The organism is Rhizobium sp. LjRoot30 (genome assembly GCF_964253915.1).
GTDB lineage: Bacteria > Pseudomonadota > Alphaproteobacteria > Rhizobiales > Rhizobiaceae > Metarhizobium.
In genome coordinates this window covers 254248-271004 of the sequence record NZ_CAXUSG020000004.1, presented here as the reverse complement: position 1 = coordinate 271004, position 16757 = coordinate 254248, and the positions used below count along the sequence as shown (strand labels likewise).

The 16757-nt window shown below is 61.0% G+C and carries 18 protein-coding genes; 7 read left to right on the top strand and 11 right to left on the bottom strand.

Annotated elements, in window-relative coordinates:
• Nucleotides 1-305: 305 nt before the first annotated feature.
• The 4 genes from ACSQ3I_RS11080 to ACSQ3I_RS11065 form a co-directional block, all read right to left on the bottom strand.
• Entirely contained in the window at nt 306-530 is a 225-nt protein-coding gene (locus ACSQ3I_RS11080) for an aa3-type cytochrome c oxidase subunit IV (protein WP_435998789.1), read from the bottom strand.
• A 214-nt stretch (nt 531-744) separates the two neighbouring features.
• Nucleotides 745-996, bottom strand: coding sequence for a GlsB/YeaQ/YmgE family stress response membrane protein (locus tag ACSQ3I_RS11075; RefSeq protein WP_435998787.1), 252 nt, complete (start codon nt 994-996; stop codon nt 745-747).
• Nucleotides 997-1071: 75 nt separating this feature from the next.
• The gene (locus tag ACSQ3I_RS11070) at nt 1072-1815 is read right to left on the bottom strand and encodes an N-acyl amino acid synthase FeeM domain-containing protein (RefSeq protein ID WP_435998785.1); all 744 of its coding nucleotides are present in this window, start codon (nt 1813-1815) and stop codon (nt 1072-1074) included.
• A 169-nt stretch (nt 1816-1984) separates the two neighbouring features.
• Nucleotides 1985-4288, bottom strand: a complete 2304-nt coding sequence (locus ACSQ3I_RS11065; protein WP_435999005.1) for a putative bifunctional diguanylate cyclase/phosphodiesterase — start codon at nt 4286-4288, stop codon at nt 1985-1987.
• Between the two features lie 286 nt (nt 4289-4574).
• Here ACSQ3I_RS11065 and ACSQ3I_RS11060 point away from each other — a divergent pair, with 286 nt between their 5' ends.
• Entirely contained in the window at nt 4575-5111 is a 537-nt protein-coding gene (locus ACSQ3I_RS11060; protein WP_435998783.1) for a TRAP transporter small permease subunit, read from the top strand.
• A gap of 30 nt (nt 5112-5141) precedes the next feature.
• Nucleotides 5142-6710: a TRAP transporter large permease gene (locus ACSQ3I_RS11055; RefSeq protein WP_435998781.1), complete on the top strand. Its 1569-nt coding sequence runs from the start codon at nt 5142-5144 to the stop codon at nt 6708-6710.
• A gap of 86 nt (nt 6711-6796) precedes the next feature.
• Here the strand turns inward: ACSQ3I_RS11055 and ACSQ3I_RS11050 are convergent, their stop codons facing one another.
• A complete protein-coding gene (locus ACSQ3I_RS11050; RefSeq protein ID WP_435998780.1) occupies nt 6797-7903 on the bottom strand; it encodes a TRAP transporter substrate-binding protein in 1107 nt (368 codons plus the stop codon).
• Between the two features lie 309 nt (nt 7904-8212).
• On the opposite strand from ACSQ3I_RS11050, the gene ACSQ3I_RS11045 reads away from it, so the two are divergent.
• Nucleotides 8213-9025: a gamma-glutamyl-gamma-aminobutyrate hydrolase family protein gene (locus tag ACSQ3I_RS11045; RefSeq protein ID WP_435998779.1), complete on the top strand. Its 813-nt coding sequence runs from the start codon at nt 8213-8215 to the stop codon at nt 9023-9025.
• Here ACSQ3I_RS11045 and ACSQ3I_RS11040 read toward each other — a convergent pair.
• The 6 genes from ACSQ3I_RS11040 to ACSQ3I_RS11015 all read right to left on the bottom strand — a co-directional run bounded on the left by ACSQ3I_RS11040 (nt 8971) and on the right by ACSQ3I_RS11015 (nt 13966).
• Nucleotides 8971-9375 (bottom strand): hypothetical protein, encoded by a 405-nt coding sequence (locus tag ACSQ3I_RS11040; RefSeq protein WP_435998777.1) that lies wholly within the window; start codon nt 9373-9375, stop codon nt 8971-8973. The genes ACSQ3I_RS11045 and ACSQ3I_RS11040 overlap by 55 nt on opposite strands.
• Nucleotides 9376-9448: 73 nt before the next feature.
• Nucleotides 9449-10624 (bottom strand): MFS transporter, encoded by a 1176-nt coding sequence (locus ACSQ3I_RS11035; protein WP_435998776.1) that lies wholly within the window; start codon nt 10622-10624, stop codon nt 9449-9451.
• Nucleotides 10621-11061 carry a PACE efflux transporter gene (locus ACSQ3I_RS11030; protein WP_435998774.1) on the bottom strand — a complete coding sequence of 147 codons (441 nt, stop codon included), beginning with the start codon at nt 11059-11061 and terminating at the stop codon, nt 10621-10623. Before ACSQ3I_RS11030 ends, ACSQ3I_RS11035 begins: the two co-directional genes overlap by 4 nt.
• 164 nt (nt 11062-11225) lie before the next feature.
• Nucleotides 11226-12191, bottom strand: a complete 966-nt coding sequence (locus tag ACSQ3I_RS11025) for a 2-hydroxyacid dehydrogenase (protein ID WP_435998772.1) — start codon at nt 12189-12191, stop codon at nt 11226-11228.
• A gap of 118 nt (nt 12192-12309) precedes the next feature.
• On the bottom strand, nt 12310-13332 hold the full coding sequence (locus ACSQ3I_RS11020) for a LacI family DNA-binding transcriptional regulator (protein ID WP_435998770.1): 1023 nt from the start codon (nt 13330-13332) through the stop codon (nt 12310-12312).
• Nucleotides 13333-13456: 124 nt separating this feature from the next.
• Nucleotides 13457-13966: a MarR family winged helix-turn-helix transcriptional regulator gene (locus ACSQ3I_RS11015; protein ID WP_435998768.1), complete on the bottom strand. Its 510-nt coding sequence runs from the start codon at nt 13964-13966 to the stop codon at nt 13457-13459.
• Between the two features lie 85 nt (nt 13967-14051).
• Here ACSQ3I_RS11015 and ACSQ3I_RS11010 point away from each other — a divergent pair, with 85 nt between their 5' ends.
• The 4 genes from ACSQ3I_RS11010 to ACSQ3I_RS10995 all read left to right on the top strand — a co-directional run bounded on the left by ACSQ3I_RS11010 (nt 14052) and on the right by ACSQ3I_RS10995 (nt 16756).
• On the top strand, nt 14052-14843 hold the full coding sequence (locus ACSQ3I_RS11010; RefSeq protein WP_435998766.1) for a creatininase family protein: 792 nt from the start codon (nt 14052-14054) through the stop codon (nt 14841-14843).
• 63 nt (nt 14844-14906) lie between these two features.
• Entirely contained in the window at nt 14907-15167 is a 261-nt protein-coding gene (locus ACSQ3I_RS11005) for a type II toxin-antitoxin system Phd/YefM family antitoxin (RefSeq protein ID WP_435998764.1), read from the top strand.
• Nucleotides 15164-15556 (top strand): type II toxin-antitoxin system VapC family toxin, encoded by a 393-nt coding sequence (locus ACSQ3I_RS11000; RefSeq protein ID WP_435998762.1) that lies wholly within the window; start codon nt 15164-15166, stop codon nt 15554-15556. The genes ACSQ3I_RS11005 and ACSQ3I_RS11000 overlap by 4 nt, the downstream gene beginning before the upstream one ends.
• Before the next feature lie 111 nt (nt 15557-15667).
• Nucleotides 15668-16756 carry a CobW family GTP-binding protein gene (locus ACSQ3I_RS10995; RefSeq protein ID WP_435998760.1) on the top strand — a complete coding sequence of 363 codons (1089 nt, stop codon included), beginning with the start codon at nt 15668-15670 and terminating at the stop codon, nt 16754-16756.
• The last annotated feature ends 1 nt before the right edge of the window (nt 16757 follow it).

The window sequence follows — 16757 nt, the reverse complement described above, 5'->3', positions numbered from 1 at the left end:
GACCATGATTCGACAAAAATCTCTCATCGCGTGTTTTTCCATCAAAAATCTACTTCCCAGCAAACGTTATGGATGCAAGGAGGATCGCGACTTTCTCCATGGCCTGGAGTGAAACAGTCCGAAACGAAATAAATTGAAAAAGGGATGCCGCGACCAAAATTCACCCGTGACGCTGCTCAAGGCGCACATTCAAGGGCAACTTCCGAATGGCTGGTCTTGTCGGGACTGATGTGGCGACAAACAACAGCACGGCGGCGTTGCCGCCGCCCGCGCATCATTGTCAAGGCCGGCTTACTGTCGCCGGATCAACGGAGCAGGAAGAAACCCGCGATGTTGAGGAAAAAGAAGAGAATGACGCTGCCGAGGAACCCGGCGGTGGTGAAGAAGCCTGCGGCCATGGCGATCAGCAGGACGACGATGATCATGGTGCCGTATTTCGCACCATGGATGAACATGTTGTAGGTCTTTTCGTGTTCCGGATAGTTCATCGGCGCACCGGTTTCAACCGGACCGTTGTGATGTTCGCTCATAAATCAATCTCCCTGCCACCGGTCCGCCGGGTCCCCGTCGACCCGCAGCAGCACCCTGCCGAATCTTTCGGATCACACATGTCCACGACGAACATACATCCAATGCAGCCCTACACAAAGTGGCGGAAAAGCGCAATGGAAGATGATGACGCAGCAAGGCCGGTTCCAAAGAAACCGGCCTCGCCTGCAAGCTCATGAATTGTACATCACATCGCTATCGTCGGATGACCCGCCCAAGCGCGATCAGGATGCAGGCGCCGACGAAACCGGCGACGAGATAACCCAACCAGCCGCCGAGCGCGATACCGAAAACCGACAGCAAGGCATTGGCGACGATCGCCCCGACGATGCCGAGCAGGATGTTCATCAGCAAACCCATGTTGCTGTTCATGAACTTCTCTGCAAGCCAGCCGGCAATACCGCCGATGATGATTGCTGCAATCCACCCGACCTGTGCGTCTTCCATGAAATCCTCCGGAAATGACTAAATATCACCCGGAACAAACGCACAGACCGATGTTTCGTTCCTGCCGGTGAGCAATCAATGTGCGCTGACGAACCGCGCCGTCGGCAGGATGGTGAGCGGGGTAATGCCGGTATCGGAAACGCGGGAAAACATCATGCGCCGCTCGAACGCTTCCGACTTGAAGAACGGATAACGGACGTACAGTTTCGGCAACACTTCCTTGACGCGCGTTGCCATCAGGGTGAGTTCGATATTGTATTTGCCCCTGTTCTTCTGCGGCTCGACGAGCACGTCCGCCTGGAAGACCCGGCGGTAGAACGCGGCGTGCTGCGGGCTGACCAGTTGCAGCACGCGATCCGTGCCGAAATAGTCCGAGGCCATGGTGGCAATGCGCAGGGTCAGGTAGGGAATGGCCGGCATTTCGCGCATCACCAGAGGATCGGCGGCAAACCGCACCGGGTCGATCAGCGACATGCCGGCATCGAGGAAGCCATTGATCTCTTCCGGGAAAACGCTGCCGGAGGAACTGACGCGATGCTCCGGCGTCACATGATGCACCCGCACCGTGCTGATAAGCCGCTCCTGGTAATAGACACCGAAAACGAAGGCATGCGGGTCGAAATCGATGTCGTCGATCAGCGTCGATCCCTTGAGCGGCAGGATATCGGCCATCTTGTAGGCCTTGTAGCGGATGCGGGCGATGTCCTCCATGTCCTCGGAGGTCTCGACCCGGCGATACTCGACCCCATCGAGAAGCCGCATCAGTTTGTCTTTGAAGCCGCCGGAAGTCTCCGCTGCCGTCTCGATCGCTTGACTCATCACACATCCCCATCAGCGTTAATAAACACTTAATGATACGGGTGAGTGGCAAGACACAACGTGTATCTACAAATTGAACTAAATACCATTTATTAAGGTTAACAATAGCTTAAACGACATGATTAACGCCGGGCGCATGTTAACGAAACAGCCTTCGAGGGCGGGGATTTCAGACGATCATCTTCTGGCGCTGCGTGGCAGCAGACTTGTTCGCCAAGGCTTCCATCAGCCCGAGCAGGCTCCTGGAGGGCAATGGAACCGAGAAGACATATCCCTGGATGAGATCGGCGCACTGATACTTGTTCAGCAGCATGAGCTGGTCTTCGGTCTCGACGCCTTCGACGACGATGCGCAGGTCGAGTTCGCGCGACAGGTGGACGATGCCGCGAAGCAGCTTGAAGCCCCGCGCCTCCTCGCTGATGTTGCGCACGAAAGACCGGTCGATCTTGATGACGTCCACCGGCAGGTTGTCGAGATAGCTGAGGCTCGAGAAACCCGTTCCGAAATCGTCGATGGCGATGGTGACGCCGCGGCCGCGCAAATGCGTCAGGACGCTGCGCGCGACGCCCAGTTCGTCCAGAAGAGACCCTTCGGTGACTTCGAGATGCAGGCGCGAGGCCGGTAGCCCTGCCCGGCCCAGCGCATCCGCTACCACGCTCAGGATGTTTTCGTTGCGAAGATCCTGAACCGACAGGTTGACGGAAACGCCGATATCGTCGGGCCAGGAGGCGCAGTCGGCGCAGGCCTGCTGCAGGACGAAGCGGGTGATCTCGGAGACGATCCCCATCTCCTCGGCGATCTGGATGAAGACATTCGGCGGAATGGAGCCACGTTCGGGGTGCACCCAGCGCACCAGCGCCTCGCAGCATTCGATATGGGTGCCGTCCGGCCGGTACATCGGCTGGTAGACCACATGCAGGCCGCCCTTTTCCACGGCTTCGCGGAGATCGACCTTGAGCTTCTGGCGCTCGACGTATCGTGCGTCCATCTCCTGCTCGAAAGCGACGCAGCTTCCCTTGGCGCGCGACTTGGCTTCGAAGAGCGCCAGATCGACCTTGATCTGCCATTCCTCCTGCCGGAATTCGTCGCTGCCGAGGATGACGTAGCCGGCACTGAAGTTGACGCGGAAGGTCGTGCCGTCGACTTCATAGGAACCACAGATCGCCGCGTGCGTCGCCCGGATGCGCTCGCCAAGGTCGAGCCCCTTCTCATCGGGGAAGAACAGCACGAACTGGTCGCCCATCAACCGGCCGACGATCGTCTCGTCGCCGACGATGCGCTGCAGTTCGTCGGCAACGCGGCAGAGCAGGCGGTCGCCGGTGACATGGCCCTTCATGTCATTGACATGCTTGAATTCATCGACATCAAGGATCAGGAAACCGACCCTGCCGCCGCCGCCATGCCGCCTGAACCAGTCCTGCACGCTTTCCACGAAAAATTCGCGGTTGGGAAGGCCGGTCAACGGATCGTAGCGCACCATGTGGAGGATGCGCCGCTCGGCGCGGATGCGTGGCGTCACATCCTCGAAGATCAGCACGACGACACCATCCGGCCGTCGGCTTGCCGTGAATTCCAGGAACAGGTTCTCGGAGAATTCGACCAGCGTGCGCGACAAAGAGCCATCCGTCAGCTGCGTCAGCTGGCGCTGGATCAGCGACGGCAGCGATCCGTCGACGAAGGTGTGCCGCGAGCCGTAGCGCAGCACGACGTCGAGGTCGCAATCCTTCAGGCTTTCCTGGTTGCCAAGATGCAGCAATTCACAGGCCTTGCGGTTGGCGACCTGGATGCGGTTGTTGCCATCGACCATGAACAGGCCGTGCGGCATGTTGTTGAGCGCCGTGTCGAACCGGTCGGCGATCAGCGAGACCTCGCGCGAGGCAATGACGTAGTTGTAGAGGAATTCGCGCACGCCGTTCGCCATCATCCGCGTCGTCAGCAGGAAGGGAACGAGAAGAACGGCCAGCACGGCCATGTACGGATCGCCGACCAGCAGGAAACCGATCATGATCGGCACGCAGGCGCTGAGCGTCTGCAGGTTGACGGCCTTGCTGGACCCGTAATTGCGCCCAACGACCGAAACCATCGAGGCCAGGGTTACCGAGATGCAGGCAAGCTCGCAGAACGAATCGCGCAGGAAATAGATGGAGTAACCGCTGCCGATACCGAGAATGGTGGTGGTGGCCACGCCACCATAGAGATAACGGAGCTCCCATTCGGCGATATCGCTGCGGCTCAGCGCATTCTTGTCGGTGCGGTCGAAACGGCCGAACCAGTAGATGCGGAACAGGCAGACGCAGGCAAAGATCCCGGTGAGATATATGTAAAACGCATCGCCGCTTTTTGCGTAGACGGCAGCATAGGTCACGACATGAACGATCATGCCGGTAAACAAAGTCTTGCGGTTGCCGAACAAAGAAGCGACGAACGACAGATACACCTCTGTCGGAACGCCGTCCGGGCTTCGAGTCTTCATCATGAGTTCCCTATGCGCGCCGCGGACCATAGGTGAAACGTTTTAAGATTTGATTTCAGACTGAAACGATACACCTCCCGTTTTTCCCCCTTTGAAAGCCGGTTTCGAGCCGCCGGACGGGAGGGCGCTGCCGCGGGTCTTCGCCAAAAGGCGTGTTGCGCGAGCCTTTGTTTTTCCTCTATGCATTGGAGCGAGGAGATCGTGATGCCAAAGCGCTTTGGCATCACATAAAAAATGCCGCCGGTTCTGTCCCACCGCAGGCATAAAAATGGGGAAGGAGGACAAGATGATACTGCTCAAGATCAGCAGCGGCATCGACGCATTCAACAAGGCAATTGGTCATCTCTGTGAATATGCCGTTCTGTTTTGCTGCCTGATCAGCGCTGCGAACGCGATTATTCGCTACACATTCAGTTACAGCTCGAATGCCTGGCTGGAAATCCAGTGGTACATGTTTGCCTTCATCGTGCTGATGGGCGCGTCCTACACGCTCTGCAAGAACGAGCATGTCCGCGTCGACCTCATCTACGGCGCGCTTTCCGAGCGCGGGCGGATGATCGTCGACATCATCGGCATTATCACCGTTCTTATTCCCGCCTGCCTGTATCTTGCCTGGTCCTGCTGGCCGGTATTCGCCACGTCGTTCGCGCAGGGCGAAATGTCGTCGAATGCCGGCGGCCTGATCCGCTGGCCGGTCAAGCTGGTGCTCGTGCTCGGCTTCCTGTTCCTTGCGATGCAGGGCTTGTCCGAGTTGATCAAGCGCATCGCCGCCCTCGGCGGCTGGATCAAGCTCGACACCAAATACGAAAAGCCGCTGCAGTAAGCGCTCGCCGGGATCGGGAGGAAACCACCCTTGTTTACCTATGGAATTATGCCGCCCCTGATGTTCGTGGGCATGATCGCCTTCATGCTCTACGGCTTCCCGGTGGCCTTCTCGCTGGCCGCCGTCGGGCTGTTTTTCGGTGTCCTCGGCATCGTGACCGGACATTTCGATCCGGTCTTCCTGCAGGCGCTGCCGCACCGTTTTTTCGGCATCATCTCCAATGACCTGCTGCTCGCCATCCCCTTCTTCACCTTCATGGGAGCGATCCTCGAACGCTGCGGCCTGGCCGAAGACCTGCTTGAGGGCACCGGCAAGCTGTTCGGCGCGGTCCCCGGCGGCCTCGCTTATGCGGTGATCGTGGTCGGCGCCATCCTCGGCGCCATCACCGGCACGGTCGCCGCCTCGGTCATCACCATGGGGGTGATCTCGCTGCCGATCATGCTGCGCTACGGCTATAATACGAGGCTCGCAACCGGCGTCATCGCCGCCTCGGGCACCATCACCCAGCTCATCCCGCCATCGCTGGTGCTCGTCGTTCTCGCCGACCAGCTTGGCCGTTCGGTCGGCGACATGTATCTCGGCGCCATCGGCCCGTCGCTTCTGCAGGTGGCGATCTTCCTGGTCTTCATCCTCGTGCTGTCGATCATCCGGCCGAAAGACATGCCGCCGCTGCCGCTGGAGGTGCGCGGCGAGCTGGACATGAAGCTGCTGTTCAAGGTTCTGGCCGGCATGATCCCGTCGATCGTGCTGATCTTCCTGGTGCTCGGAACGATCTTCATGGGACTTGCCACGCCGACGGAGGCCGGCGCGCTCGGGGTCGTCGGCGCCATGGGGCTTGCCGCCATGCATCGCCGCCTGACCTGGCCGCTGATCCGCCAGGGCATGAGCTCGACGATGCACATCACGTCGATGGTGGTGTTCATCCTCATCGGCTCCACCTGCTTCAGCCTGGTCTTCCAGGGCATGGATGGTTCACTGTGGATCGAGCACCTTCTGACCGGCCTGCCCGGCGGGCCGGTCGGCTTCCTGATCTTCGTCAACATCTTCATCTTCATCCTCGCCTTCTTCCTGGATTTCTTCGAGATCGCCTTCATCGTCGTGCCGATGCTGGCGCCCGTGGCCCAGGCGCTCGGCATCGACCTCATCTGGTTCGGCGTGCTGATCTGCATCAACATGCAGACCAGCTTCATGCATCCGCCCTTCGGCTTCGCCCTCTTCTACCTGCGCTCCATCGCCCCCAAGGAGGTGAAGACGACCGATATCTACATGGGTGCCCTTCCCTGGCTGGCGATGCAGCTGATCCTGGTGGCGGTGGTGATCTTCTGGCCGCAATCGGTGACGCATTGGCTGGACAAGGGGCCGCAGGTCGATCCGAACTCGATCAACATCATCGTGCCCGGCTTCGGCGAAAACACCGGCGACCAGATGCCGAATTTCGGCCTGCCGCCGATCAGCACTGACGACAAGGGCAATACGCAACTGCCCGGCCTCAGCCTGCCGGCGCTGGACGGCCTGCCGGGTGAAAAACCGGCCAGTGGCGAACAGAAACCGGAACAGAAGCCCGCGGTCGACCTCAGCCAGCCGCCGGTCATCCAGTAAGGACCGGTTTCAAGGAATCAAAAGACCCCGGATCATCGATCCGGGGTCTTTTTTTTCTGCAGTGATGTGACGGCGCAAGGCCCCGATCAGAGCTTGCCGGCGCGCTGCTGGATCATCATGAAGGTATCGAACGTGTATTCCGACAGCTGCATCCAGAGGTAACCTTCCTTCTTGAAGGCAACCTGGTCGTCGTAGATCTTCTTGAAGGCGGCATTGCTGGCGGTAATTTCGGCGTAGACGGTCTGGGCAGCGCCATAAGCCGCTTCCAGGATTTCCTGGCTGAACGGGCGCAGCACCGTGCCTTCGGAAACCAGCTGCTTGACGGCCAGCGGGTTCTTCTTGTCGTATTTCGCCATCATGCTGGTATTGGCAAAGGCGCAGGCGTCGATCAGCACCGTCTGGTAATTCTTCGGCAGGGAGTTCCACTTGGCGAGGTTGACGAAGGAATGGATGACCGGGCCGCCTTCCCAGAAGGCCGGGTAATAATAATATTTCGCCACCTTGTTGAAGCCGAGCTTGTGGTCGTCATAAGGGCCGACCCACTCGGCGGCGTCGATGGTACCCTTTTCCAGCGCGGGGTAGATGTCGCCGCCGGCGATCTGCTGCGGGATGACGCCGAGCTTCTCGACCACCTTGCCGGCAAGGCCGGCAATGCGCATCTTGAGACCCTTGAGATCCTCGACAGTGTTGATCTCCTTGCGGAACCAGCCACCCATCTGCGCACCGGTGTTGCCGGAGATCATGCCGTACAGGTTATGCCCGGCATAGAATTCGTTCATCAGCGTATTGCCATTACCCTCGTAGTACCAGGAGTTCGTCAGGCGCGCATTGAGGCCGAAGGGAATGGCGGTGCCGATGGCAAAGGTCGGGTCCTTGCCGACATAATAATAGGAGCACGTATGGCACATCTCGACCGAGCCTTCGCTGACGGCATCGGCCGCCTGCAGGCCCGGGACGATTTCGCCGGCCGCAAAAGGTTGGATCGTGAAATTGCCGCCCGTGGCATCCGACACATGCTTGGCGATATCGACAGCACCGCCGAAGATCGTATCGAGGCTCTTCGGGAACGATGACGTCAAGCGCCAGGTGATTTTCGGGTTTTCCTGGGCGATCGCAGGTGCTGCCAGAACCGATGCCGCAGCAGCACCTGCGCCCGCCACACCCGCCTTTTTGATGAATGAACGACGATCCATAAACATGCCTCCCTCTTGTGGCGCCGCCTGCCCTTTTTCCTCTGAAGACACGCAGCAATGGCCGGAGCTAAACATGTTGCCCTGCCGGTTTCAAGCGTTGAAACTGTTATTCTTTTGGCGCACGGGCGGCACGAATCCGACACGTCTGACGGTATTTTGCAGCAATGGAGCACAAGAAGGCCGGCCGGCCGTGGCCTTGCCGCAATTTTCCGTCAGGACCTTTGCGAAACCGGATGAAAATCCGTTGACTTGCCCCCATTTCTGGTTTCTCACAACGGATAAGATATTTTATTCTCGCACGGAGTTTCCATGTCCAAGCCTTTCGTGGCCGTTCCCGCCGATATCAGGGAATTCGACAGCACGACCTGGCACGCGGTCCAGACGCAATACGTACGGGCAATCCACAATGTGTCCGGCGTCATGGCGATGATCGTGCCGGCGCTTGAAACCGGCAACGACCCCGACGCCCTGCTCGATCGCGTCGACGGCCTGCTCGTCTCGGGTTCGGCCACCAACGTCTATCCGGCTCTTTACGGCGCCGAAGTTCGCGAGAGCGACGGACCTTTCGATCCGGCGCGCGATGCGACGTCGCTGCCGCTGATCCGCCGGGCGCTGGAGCGCGGCATTCCGATGCTCGCCATCTGCCGCGGCATCCAGGAACTCAATGTCGCGCTGGGCGGCACGCTGGCCACCGAGATCCAGGACATGCCCGGCATGTGGGACCATCGCAAACCGGACGGCGTGCCGCGTGAAACGGCCTATGCCATCCGCCAGGGCGTGCACATCAAGGAAGGCTCCTGCATCGCGAACTATCTCGGCACCGGCGAGATCCAGGTAAACTCGCTGCACCGGCAGGCCATCTCCAAGACAGCGCCGCGGCTGCAGGTGGAAGCCATCGCCGAAGACGGTACGGTCGAAGCGGTTTCGGTGATCGACGCCAAGGGTTTTGCCATCGGCGTGCAATGGCATCCGGAATATTGGGCCGAGAGCGACCAGCCGTCGCGCAAGCTGTTCGAGGCTTTTGGCGATGCGGTTCGCGCTTATGCCGCCGAAAAGGCGGCGCCGGCTCAATCGGCCGTGCGCAGGGCGATGTCGGCTTCGGCCGGTTCGATGGCCTCGTAACCGGGGCCGTCGCCCGCCACGATCATCAGCACGGCTTCGCCGCTGGCATCGGCCAGGATGACGGTGCCGTCCTCGTTTTCCGTCCAGGTTTTCGCCGAAGCCAGACCCGGCCAGACGGTATTGCAATCCGCAGGCGCGCTGAATTCGCGGCTGCGGCGCGAGACGGGCGCGCCACGCTCTGCCGTGCAGGCGCTCTGGCCGGCATTGTTCGTCACCGCAAACCGCTGCGGCGCATCGCGCTGGATGGAGCCCGAAACGATCGGGTCGACGCTCGGGGAGGTCTGGGGCAAGAGCACCCAGCTGATGGCGCCGACCATGACGGCCGCTGCCGCAACTGTGAAAATCCTCATCTGCCGTCTCCTGGAATCACTGGGACTGCTGACAGAATGCCTCGGGAAACTTGCTAAATGGTTTATTAATGCGTCATGATGGCCGGGCGATGGCAACCGCCAGCGTCACGATCATCATCATGAGCATGATCGCCATCAAGGCCACCGGCAAGGACGCCACCGTCAGCAATGCGCTTGCGGAAATGACGCCCACTGCATTGGCGGTGCGCAACAAGGCGAAGACTTCCGGCCGCCTCTGCGGCGGCGCCAGCGCATCGAGGCTGAGCGAATAGTGGGTTGCCAGCGGTGCAAGCACGAAACCGATCAGCACGGCACCGGCGACAGTCAGGCCGATCGAATGGTTGAGCGCGGCCATCACGGAGCCAATCGTCATGACCGACAGCTGCGCCAGCACGGCGTTGCGTGTTGCCCTGCGGTTGCGCACGCTGACCCATATGCCGCCACTCACCGAGGCCAAACACAAGGGAACGGTGAACAGGATCGCCAGGGCCGGCGCGTAACCGAAATTCAAGGCCAGCGCCACCGCACCGATCTCGATGGCCGCGACGGCGGCACCGCCTGCCGCGGCGCACATCAGCCACAGCATGATTGCCGGTGTGAGGATGGAACCTCCAGCATGCGGCAGGTCTTCCAGATGCGCCGAACTGACATGGGGAACGAGAAAAGCCGGCAAGGCGCCGAGAAGTGTGATGGCCAAAAGGGCAAACACCGGCGAGATCGTACCCAGGCCTGATGCTGCCACCGGAGCCAGCACGAAGGTTGCCTCGTTCAACGTCGCCGCGATGCCGAGCGCTCGCGGCAATTTCGATTCCGGCGCAAGCTGGTTCAGAACGGAGCGCAGGTAACCGAAAGCGGCTCCATTGACCGATCCCGCGATGGCGGAGAGCAGAATGAGCCACGGAAAGGCCACCTCATAGGCGGCACAGACCACGATTGCACCCAGTGCCAGGGTGCGAAATGCCACCAGCAGCTTCACCATGATCGCCGAAGGCAAAGACTTGCCGAACCGCGTCAACGGAATGGCGCCGGCCACCTGGGCAAGCGTCATCGCCAGGATCATCGCTGCGCCGCCGCTGGTTTCACCAGTCAGGCCAAGCGCCAGCAACGAGAATGCCACCGGGCCTGCCGCCTGCGGCACGTTCAAGGTTGCAGAGCAGGCAAACCAGCGCAGCAGCGGCCACCGGCTGGAAGAGCCATCGGCCGAAGGGCTGCCGGAACCCCCGACGGATATATCGTGGTGATTGCTCATTGCGCGTCGGAGGATTGTGCCTTCCACTCCGGCAGCGGAAAGACGTGGTCATAGGCCCAGTTGAAGACGAAAGCATACAGCATGTAGAAAAGCGCGAACGAGATATCCATCAGGAGCGCCCGCCAGAGCGAAACGCCGAGATACCATGCGATGAACGGCATCAGCACGGCCAGCAGCCCCAGTTCGAACAGCACTGCGTGATAGACGCGCGCCAAGCCGGTCTTGGCGGTCGTGCCTGCCATGCGCAGCAACACACAATCGAACAACCAGTTGTAGGCAAAATTCCAGGCCGTCGCGATGGTGGCACTGACGATGCTGACGACACCGATGTCATGCATCGGTATATTGAACGCCAGAGCGCCCAGCGGCGTAATGAGCACCAGACCGACGATTTCGAAGCTGACGGCGTGACGGATACGATCAGGAACGGAACGCACTTTTCCTCCAGGGTGCCCGGGTCGTCCCAGGCGAACTTAACCCGGTGAAGGGGGAGGCCGTCCTCGCTTACATACAGGCGAGGATACAGACCGGGAGAAACGATTGCAACGCCTCGATGGACGGGAAACCTTGCAACCGGGCGTCCGTCATCGGATCACCAGTGTCAGCCGCGCCGGAACGGCGTCTCCGGCACCGGCGTGCGCGCTACGCCCTTGTCGAACCAGTCGAGGATATTGTCAGCCACCAGATCCGCCATCGCCTGCCGCGTCGGCACCGATGCCGAGGCGACATGCGGCAGCAGGCTGACATTGTCGAAGCCGAGCAGCCCCTCCGGCACATTCGGCTCGTCATAGAAGACATCGAGGCCGGCGGCGGCGATGGTCTTGTCGGCAAGCGCTGCGACCAGCGCCTCCTCGTCAACGCTCCAGCCGCGGCCGACATTGATGAAAACACCATTGGCACCGAGTGCCCGGAAAATGCCGGCATCCACCGCCTTGTGCGTTTCCGCCGTCTTCGGGACGATGCAGATCAGCGTATCGACCGCCTCAGCCAGCGCGGCGAGCGTCGGAAAATGATCGTAGCCGACGTCGGTGCGCGGCGTGCGGGTGTGGTAGCTCACCTTGACCTTGAAGGCTTCCAGCCTGTGGGCGATCTCGAGGCCGATCCGCCCCAGACCGAAAAGCCCGACATGTCTGCCACGCAACGACAGCGGCGACAGGGGAAACGCCCCCTCCGCCACCCAGCGCCCTGCCCTGAGGTAGTTTTCCGCCTGCGGCAGCCGCCGCAGCGTGTTGAGCAGCAAGCCGATGGTGGTATCGGCCACCTCGTCGTTCAGGACATCGGGGGTATTGGTAACGACGATCTTTCTATCGGCGGCAGCGCGCACATCGATGCCATCATAGCCGACGCCGAAATTGCCGATGATTTCGAGATTGGGCAGCGCTTCGATCCAGGCCGCCGGAAAACTGCCCGACACCGCCGCGCCGCGAACAGTGGCCGCCGTTGCCGCATCCAGCTGCAAGCTTGCCCCGCGCTCAACGGCAATCACTTTGTAGCGCGCCTCCAGACGTTCGGTGACGCGGCGGTTGATCTGTCCGGGGATAAGGATGGCGATATCGGATTGCGGCATGGGATCTATCCAAGGGGCAGGAGCTTTTCCGGCGGCAACACAAGACGGTCTGCTTCCGGAATGGCAGGAAACAAATGATATGGAGCATGCACACGTCTCGGCGAGAGGCGAACATATCCTACAGGCGATTGCTGATGGGACCGGTGGACTGGCGGATGCGCATCTCCGGCTTGATGAGGTGGATGCCGTCAGGCTCGTGGCTGCCGATGAGCTTGTCGAGCAATGCCCGCGCCGCAAGCCGTCCGACCTCCGCCTGACCGTTCCAGACGGTGGTCAGCGCTGGCGTGGCGATGGCCGCCTCCTCCAGATCGTCGTAACCGGTGACCGAAATATCCCGTCCGGGCACGAGGCCAGCGCGGGCGATACCGTTCATCAGGCCGATGGCGACGAGATCGTTCCAGCAGACGGCGGCCGTCGGTTTCTGCGGCAGGGAGAGGAAATGCACGGCAGCCTCGAAACCACCCTGTTTCGAACGCGGTCCGGGGATGCGCAGGTTGGGATCGACCTCCATGCCGGCCTTGCGCAGCGCATTGACATAGCCCTGGTAACGGTCGCGCCCGGTCGACGTCTGGTCGGTGCCGCCGATCATCGCGATGGTGCGGTGGCCGAGGCTGATCAGGTGATTGGTGGCCAGCGAAATGCCGTAGCTGTCGTCGCCGCGATAGGTGGGCATGTCGACGCCCTCCATCGATCGGGCGACGAGGATGGCCGGCATGCCGTTGTCCTCGGCCAGCTTCATGTCCTCGATGGGCGTGCCGATGGCCGGCGACATGATTACGCCGTCGCCGCCAAGCTGCAGCAGCGTCTCGACGAAGCTGCGTTGCTTTTCCACCGAATCGTAGTGGTTGGAGAGGATGAACGTGTGCTGGCTGCGGTCCAGCTCGCTTTCGATCGCCTTGAGGATTTCGCCGTAGAACGGGTTCATGATGTCGTGCACGACGACGCCGATGATGCCCGAGCGCGAGGTGCGCAGGCTGGCGGCGCGGCGGTTGTAGATGTAGCCGAGGGCGCGGGCCTGTTCCTTGATCCGGTCGCGGGTGGTGGTGGCCACCAGCGGGCTGTCGCGTAAGGCAAGGGATACGGTTGCGGTGGAGATCCCGAGCGTTTCCGCAATGGTCGACAGTTTGATCTTTTGAGCCACCGTTCTCCCCCCGCCTCACGCACGCTCAACCGGCACCATCGCTGGGTGCCGAATTAAAAATTTTAATTAAACGGTTTAGTCCCTCTCCGCAATCGCCTGCTTTCAAAAAAGCGTCATAAAACGGCTACTCTTCCGCATCCTCGGTTTCGATCTCTTCGCCCTGCAGGTTGGCATCCAGTGTCCGGAGCAGCCGCACCAGCGTGCGCACCTCCTTGTCGGAAAAACCCTTAAGGGCAAGCTCGTCGCAGGCGGTCACGGCGCGGGCGATCAGCTCGGTGCTGTTTTTGCCGTTTTCGGTGAGATAGACCTTGGTCAGGCGCTGATCCGTTTCGTCCGGGCGGCGTTCGACGAAACCCTGCACTTCCATGCGGCCGATGGTGCGCGTCATGGTCGGCGCCTTGACGCCGAGGCGTTGCGCCAGAGCGCCCGCGGTCAGGCCGTCCGCTTCCGCCAGCGTGGTGATCACGCCATCCTGGCCGGCGTAAAGTCCGCCTTCGAGAAGATTGCGCGACAAGGTGGTGCGCATGGAGCGTGCCGCCTGGGTGATCGCCTGCGCCAGATCCGCCGCGCCGATTTCGGGATGATCTTTTTTCTTGCCGGATTTGTGCTTCTTGGCGTCTTTCTTCTTGCCCATGCCTTCCGGCCTTCCTTTTCGCGGTTCAAAAGCCACGTTATGTTTCCCTGGTCCATCCATATAGAAAGACAGAGATATTCGCCAGATGCCGCAGCCGGTCCCGAGTTTTACCGAGAACGATCCGAAGCTGAAACCGGAGGAGCGCAAGGACTGGATCGCCGTCCTGCCGCTCGGCGCCCACGAGCAGCACGGACCGCATCTGCCGTTCGAAACCGACAGCCTGATTGCCGCCGGTATCGCCGCCCGCGTCGCCGCAGCGCTACCCGCCGGACTGCCCGCGACCTTCCTGCCGGTGGAGCCGGTTGGATACTCGATTGAACACATGGACGTCGCCGGCACCCGCACGCTGACCTTCGACGAAGCCGTCCATCGCTGGCTCGGCATAGCCGAACATTTGAACCGCCAGGGCATCCGCAAACTGGTGATGCTGAATGCCCATGGCGGCAACGCACCGCTGATGACCATCGTCGCCACCGAGGCGCGGGTGCGTTTCGGCATGCTGGCGGTGGCGACGAGCTGGACCCGCTTCGGCCAGCCCGACGGCTGGATTTCTGCCGAGGACAAGGCAATCGACATCCACGGCGGCGACATCGAAACCTCGGTGATGCTGGCGCTTCATCCCGACCGTGTCGACATGTCGAAAGCCGCCGCCTTCTCCTCCCGGCAGACGGACTTCGCGCAACGCTTCCGGCATCTTCGCGCCTACGGCCCGCACGCCTTCGGCTGGAAGATGTCCGACCTCAACCCCGACGGCGTCGCCGGCAACGCCGCAGACGCCACCGCTGTCCGCGGGGAAGAACTGGTTGCCCATGCGGTGAAAGGCATCGTCGAACTGTTGTCGGATGTGCATGCGTTCGATGCAACCACGTTGCGTTGAGACTTGTCGCCACCGCGCTCTTCCCGCATATTGCAGGGAGTAGCAACGCGGAAAGAACCGCAGATGCGCATATCTGTCAGCGACGCCGAAGGACAATTGACCGAACTCGTACGCCTCGCCAAGCAGGGCGAGGAAGTGGTCCTGACACAGGACGGCCGTGCCGCGGTGCGGCTGGAACCTGTCCGCAAGCCGCTCAGCCCCGAAGAAAAGCGGGCGATGATCCTGAAGCTGCAAGGCGAAGTGCGCTTCAAGAACGTGCCGCCCGGCCCGGATGCGGCGCGCAGCCAGGATTTCCTCTACGACGACCACGGCTTGCCCGAATGATCGCAGCGGATACGTCCGCTTTGATGGCAATGCTGCTTGGAGAGCCGGCAGCCGCGGCCTGCCTTTCTGTCTTCGAGCGCGAAGAGCCGATTCTCATATCCGCAGCGACCGTCACCGAAGCACTGATCGTCGCCACGCGAAGGCAGATCGGCCCGCAGATGAAGGAATTGCTTTCATCGCCTGCCCTGCAGATCGTTGCCATAACATCCGACCGCGCCCGCCATGCCGCCGACGCCTATGAACGATGGGGCAAGGGAAACCACCCCGCAGGCCTGAACTTCGGCGATTGCTTTTCCTATGCCGTTGCCAAGGAATTCGAATGCCCGCTTCTCTATGTCGGCAACGATTTTTCTGCGACGGACATTGCTTCGGCGCTGGAACGGGATTGACGACGCCACGAAACGTTATCGCATAACGCAACAAAGGCTTTGAACTGGCTGGCCCTCATCCTTATATGGAGAGCGACGCCCACAAGGCCCAAGCTCCCATTCGAGGCTCCCATGACCGAAACAGCCACCGCCAAGCCCATTCCCGTCACCGTCCTCACCGGCTATCTCGGCGCCGGCAAGACGACGCTGCTCAACCGCATCCTGTCCGAAAACCACGGCAAGAAATACGCGGTCATCGTCAACGAATTCGGTGAGATCGGCATCGACAACGACCTGATCGTCGAGTCGGACGAAGAAATCTACGAAATGAACAACGGCTGCGTCTGCTGCACCGTGCGCGGCGACCTGATCCGTGTCGTCGAAGGCCTGATGCGCCGCCCCGGCCGCTTCGACGGCATCATCGTCGAGACCACCGGCCTGGCCGATCCGGTTCCCGTCGCCCAGACCTTCTTCATGGATGACGATGTCCGCGCCAAAACCGAACTCGACGCCGTCGTCGCCCTCGTCGATGCCAAGCACCTGCCGCTGCGCCTGAAGGACAGCCGCGAGGCGGAAGACCAGATCGCCTTTGCCGACGTGGTCGTCATTAACAAGACCGACCTCGTCTCGCCGGAAGAAATTGCCCGCATCGAGGATGTCGTCCGCGCCATCAATCCGTCTGCACGCATCTACAAGACGACCCGTTCCGGCGTCGACCTGGCCCGCGTGCTGGACCAGGGTGCCTTCAACCTCGAACGCGCCCTGGAAAACGATCCGCATTTCCTCGATCACGATCATCACGATCACGACCATGTCTGCGGCCCGGACTGCGGCCACGATCACCACCATGATCATGACCACCATCACCATGATCATCACGATCACGACCATCACCATCATGCCCCCTCGCCGATCCATGACGTGACGGTGCAGTCCGTTTCGCTGCGCGGCGGCGAGATGAACCCGGACCGCTTCTTCCCGTGGATCCAGAAGATCACGCAGACGGACGGCCCGAACATTCTTCGCCTCAAGGGCATCATCGCCTTCAAGGGCGACGAGGAACGGTATGTCGTCCAGGGCGTACACATGATCGTCGAAGGCGATCACCAGCGGGCCTGGAAAGAGGGCGAGAAGCGCGAAAGCCGCCTGGTGTTCATCGGCCGCAATCTCGACCGCGAAAAGCTGGAGCGCAGCTTCCACGCCTGCGAGGCGACCGCCTGAG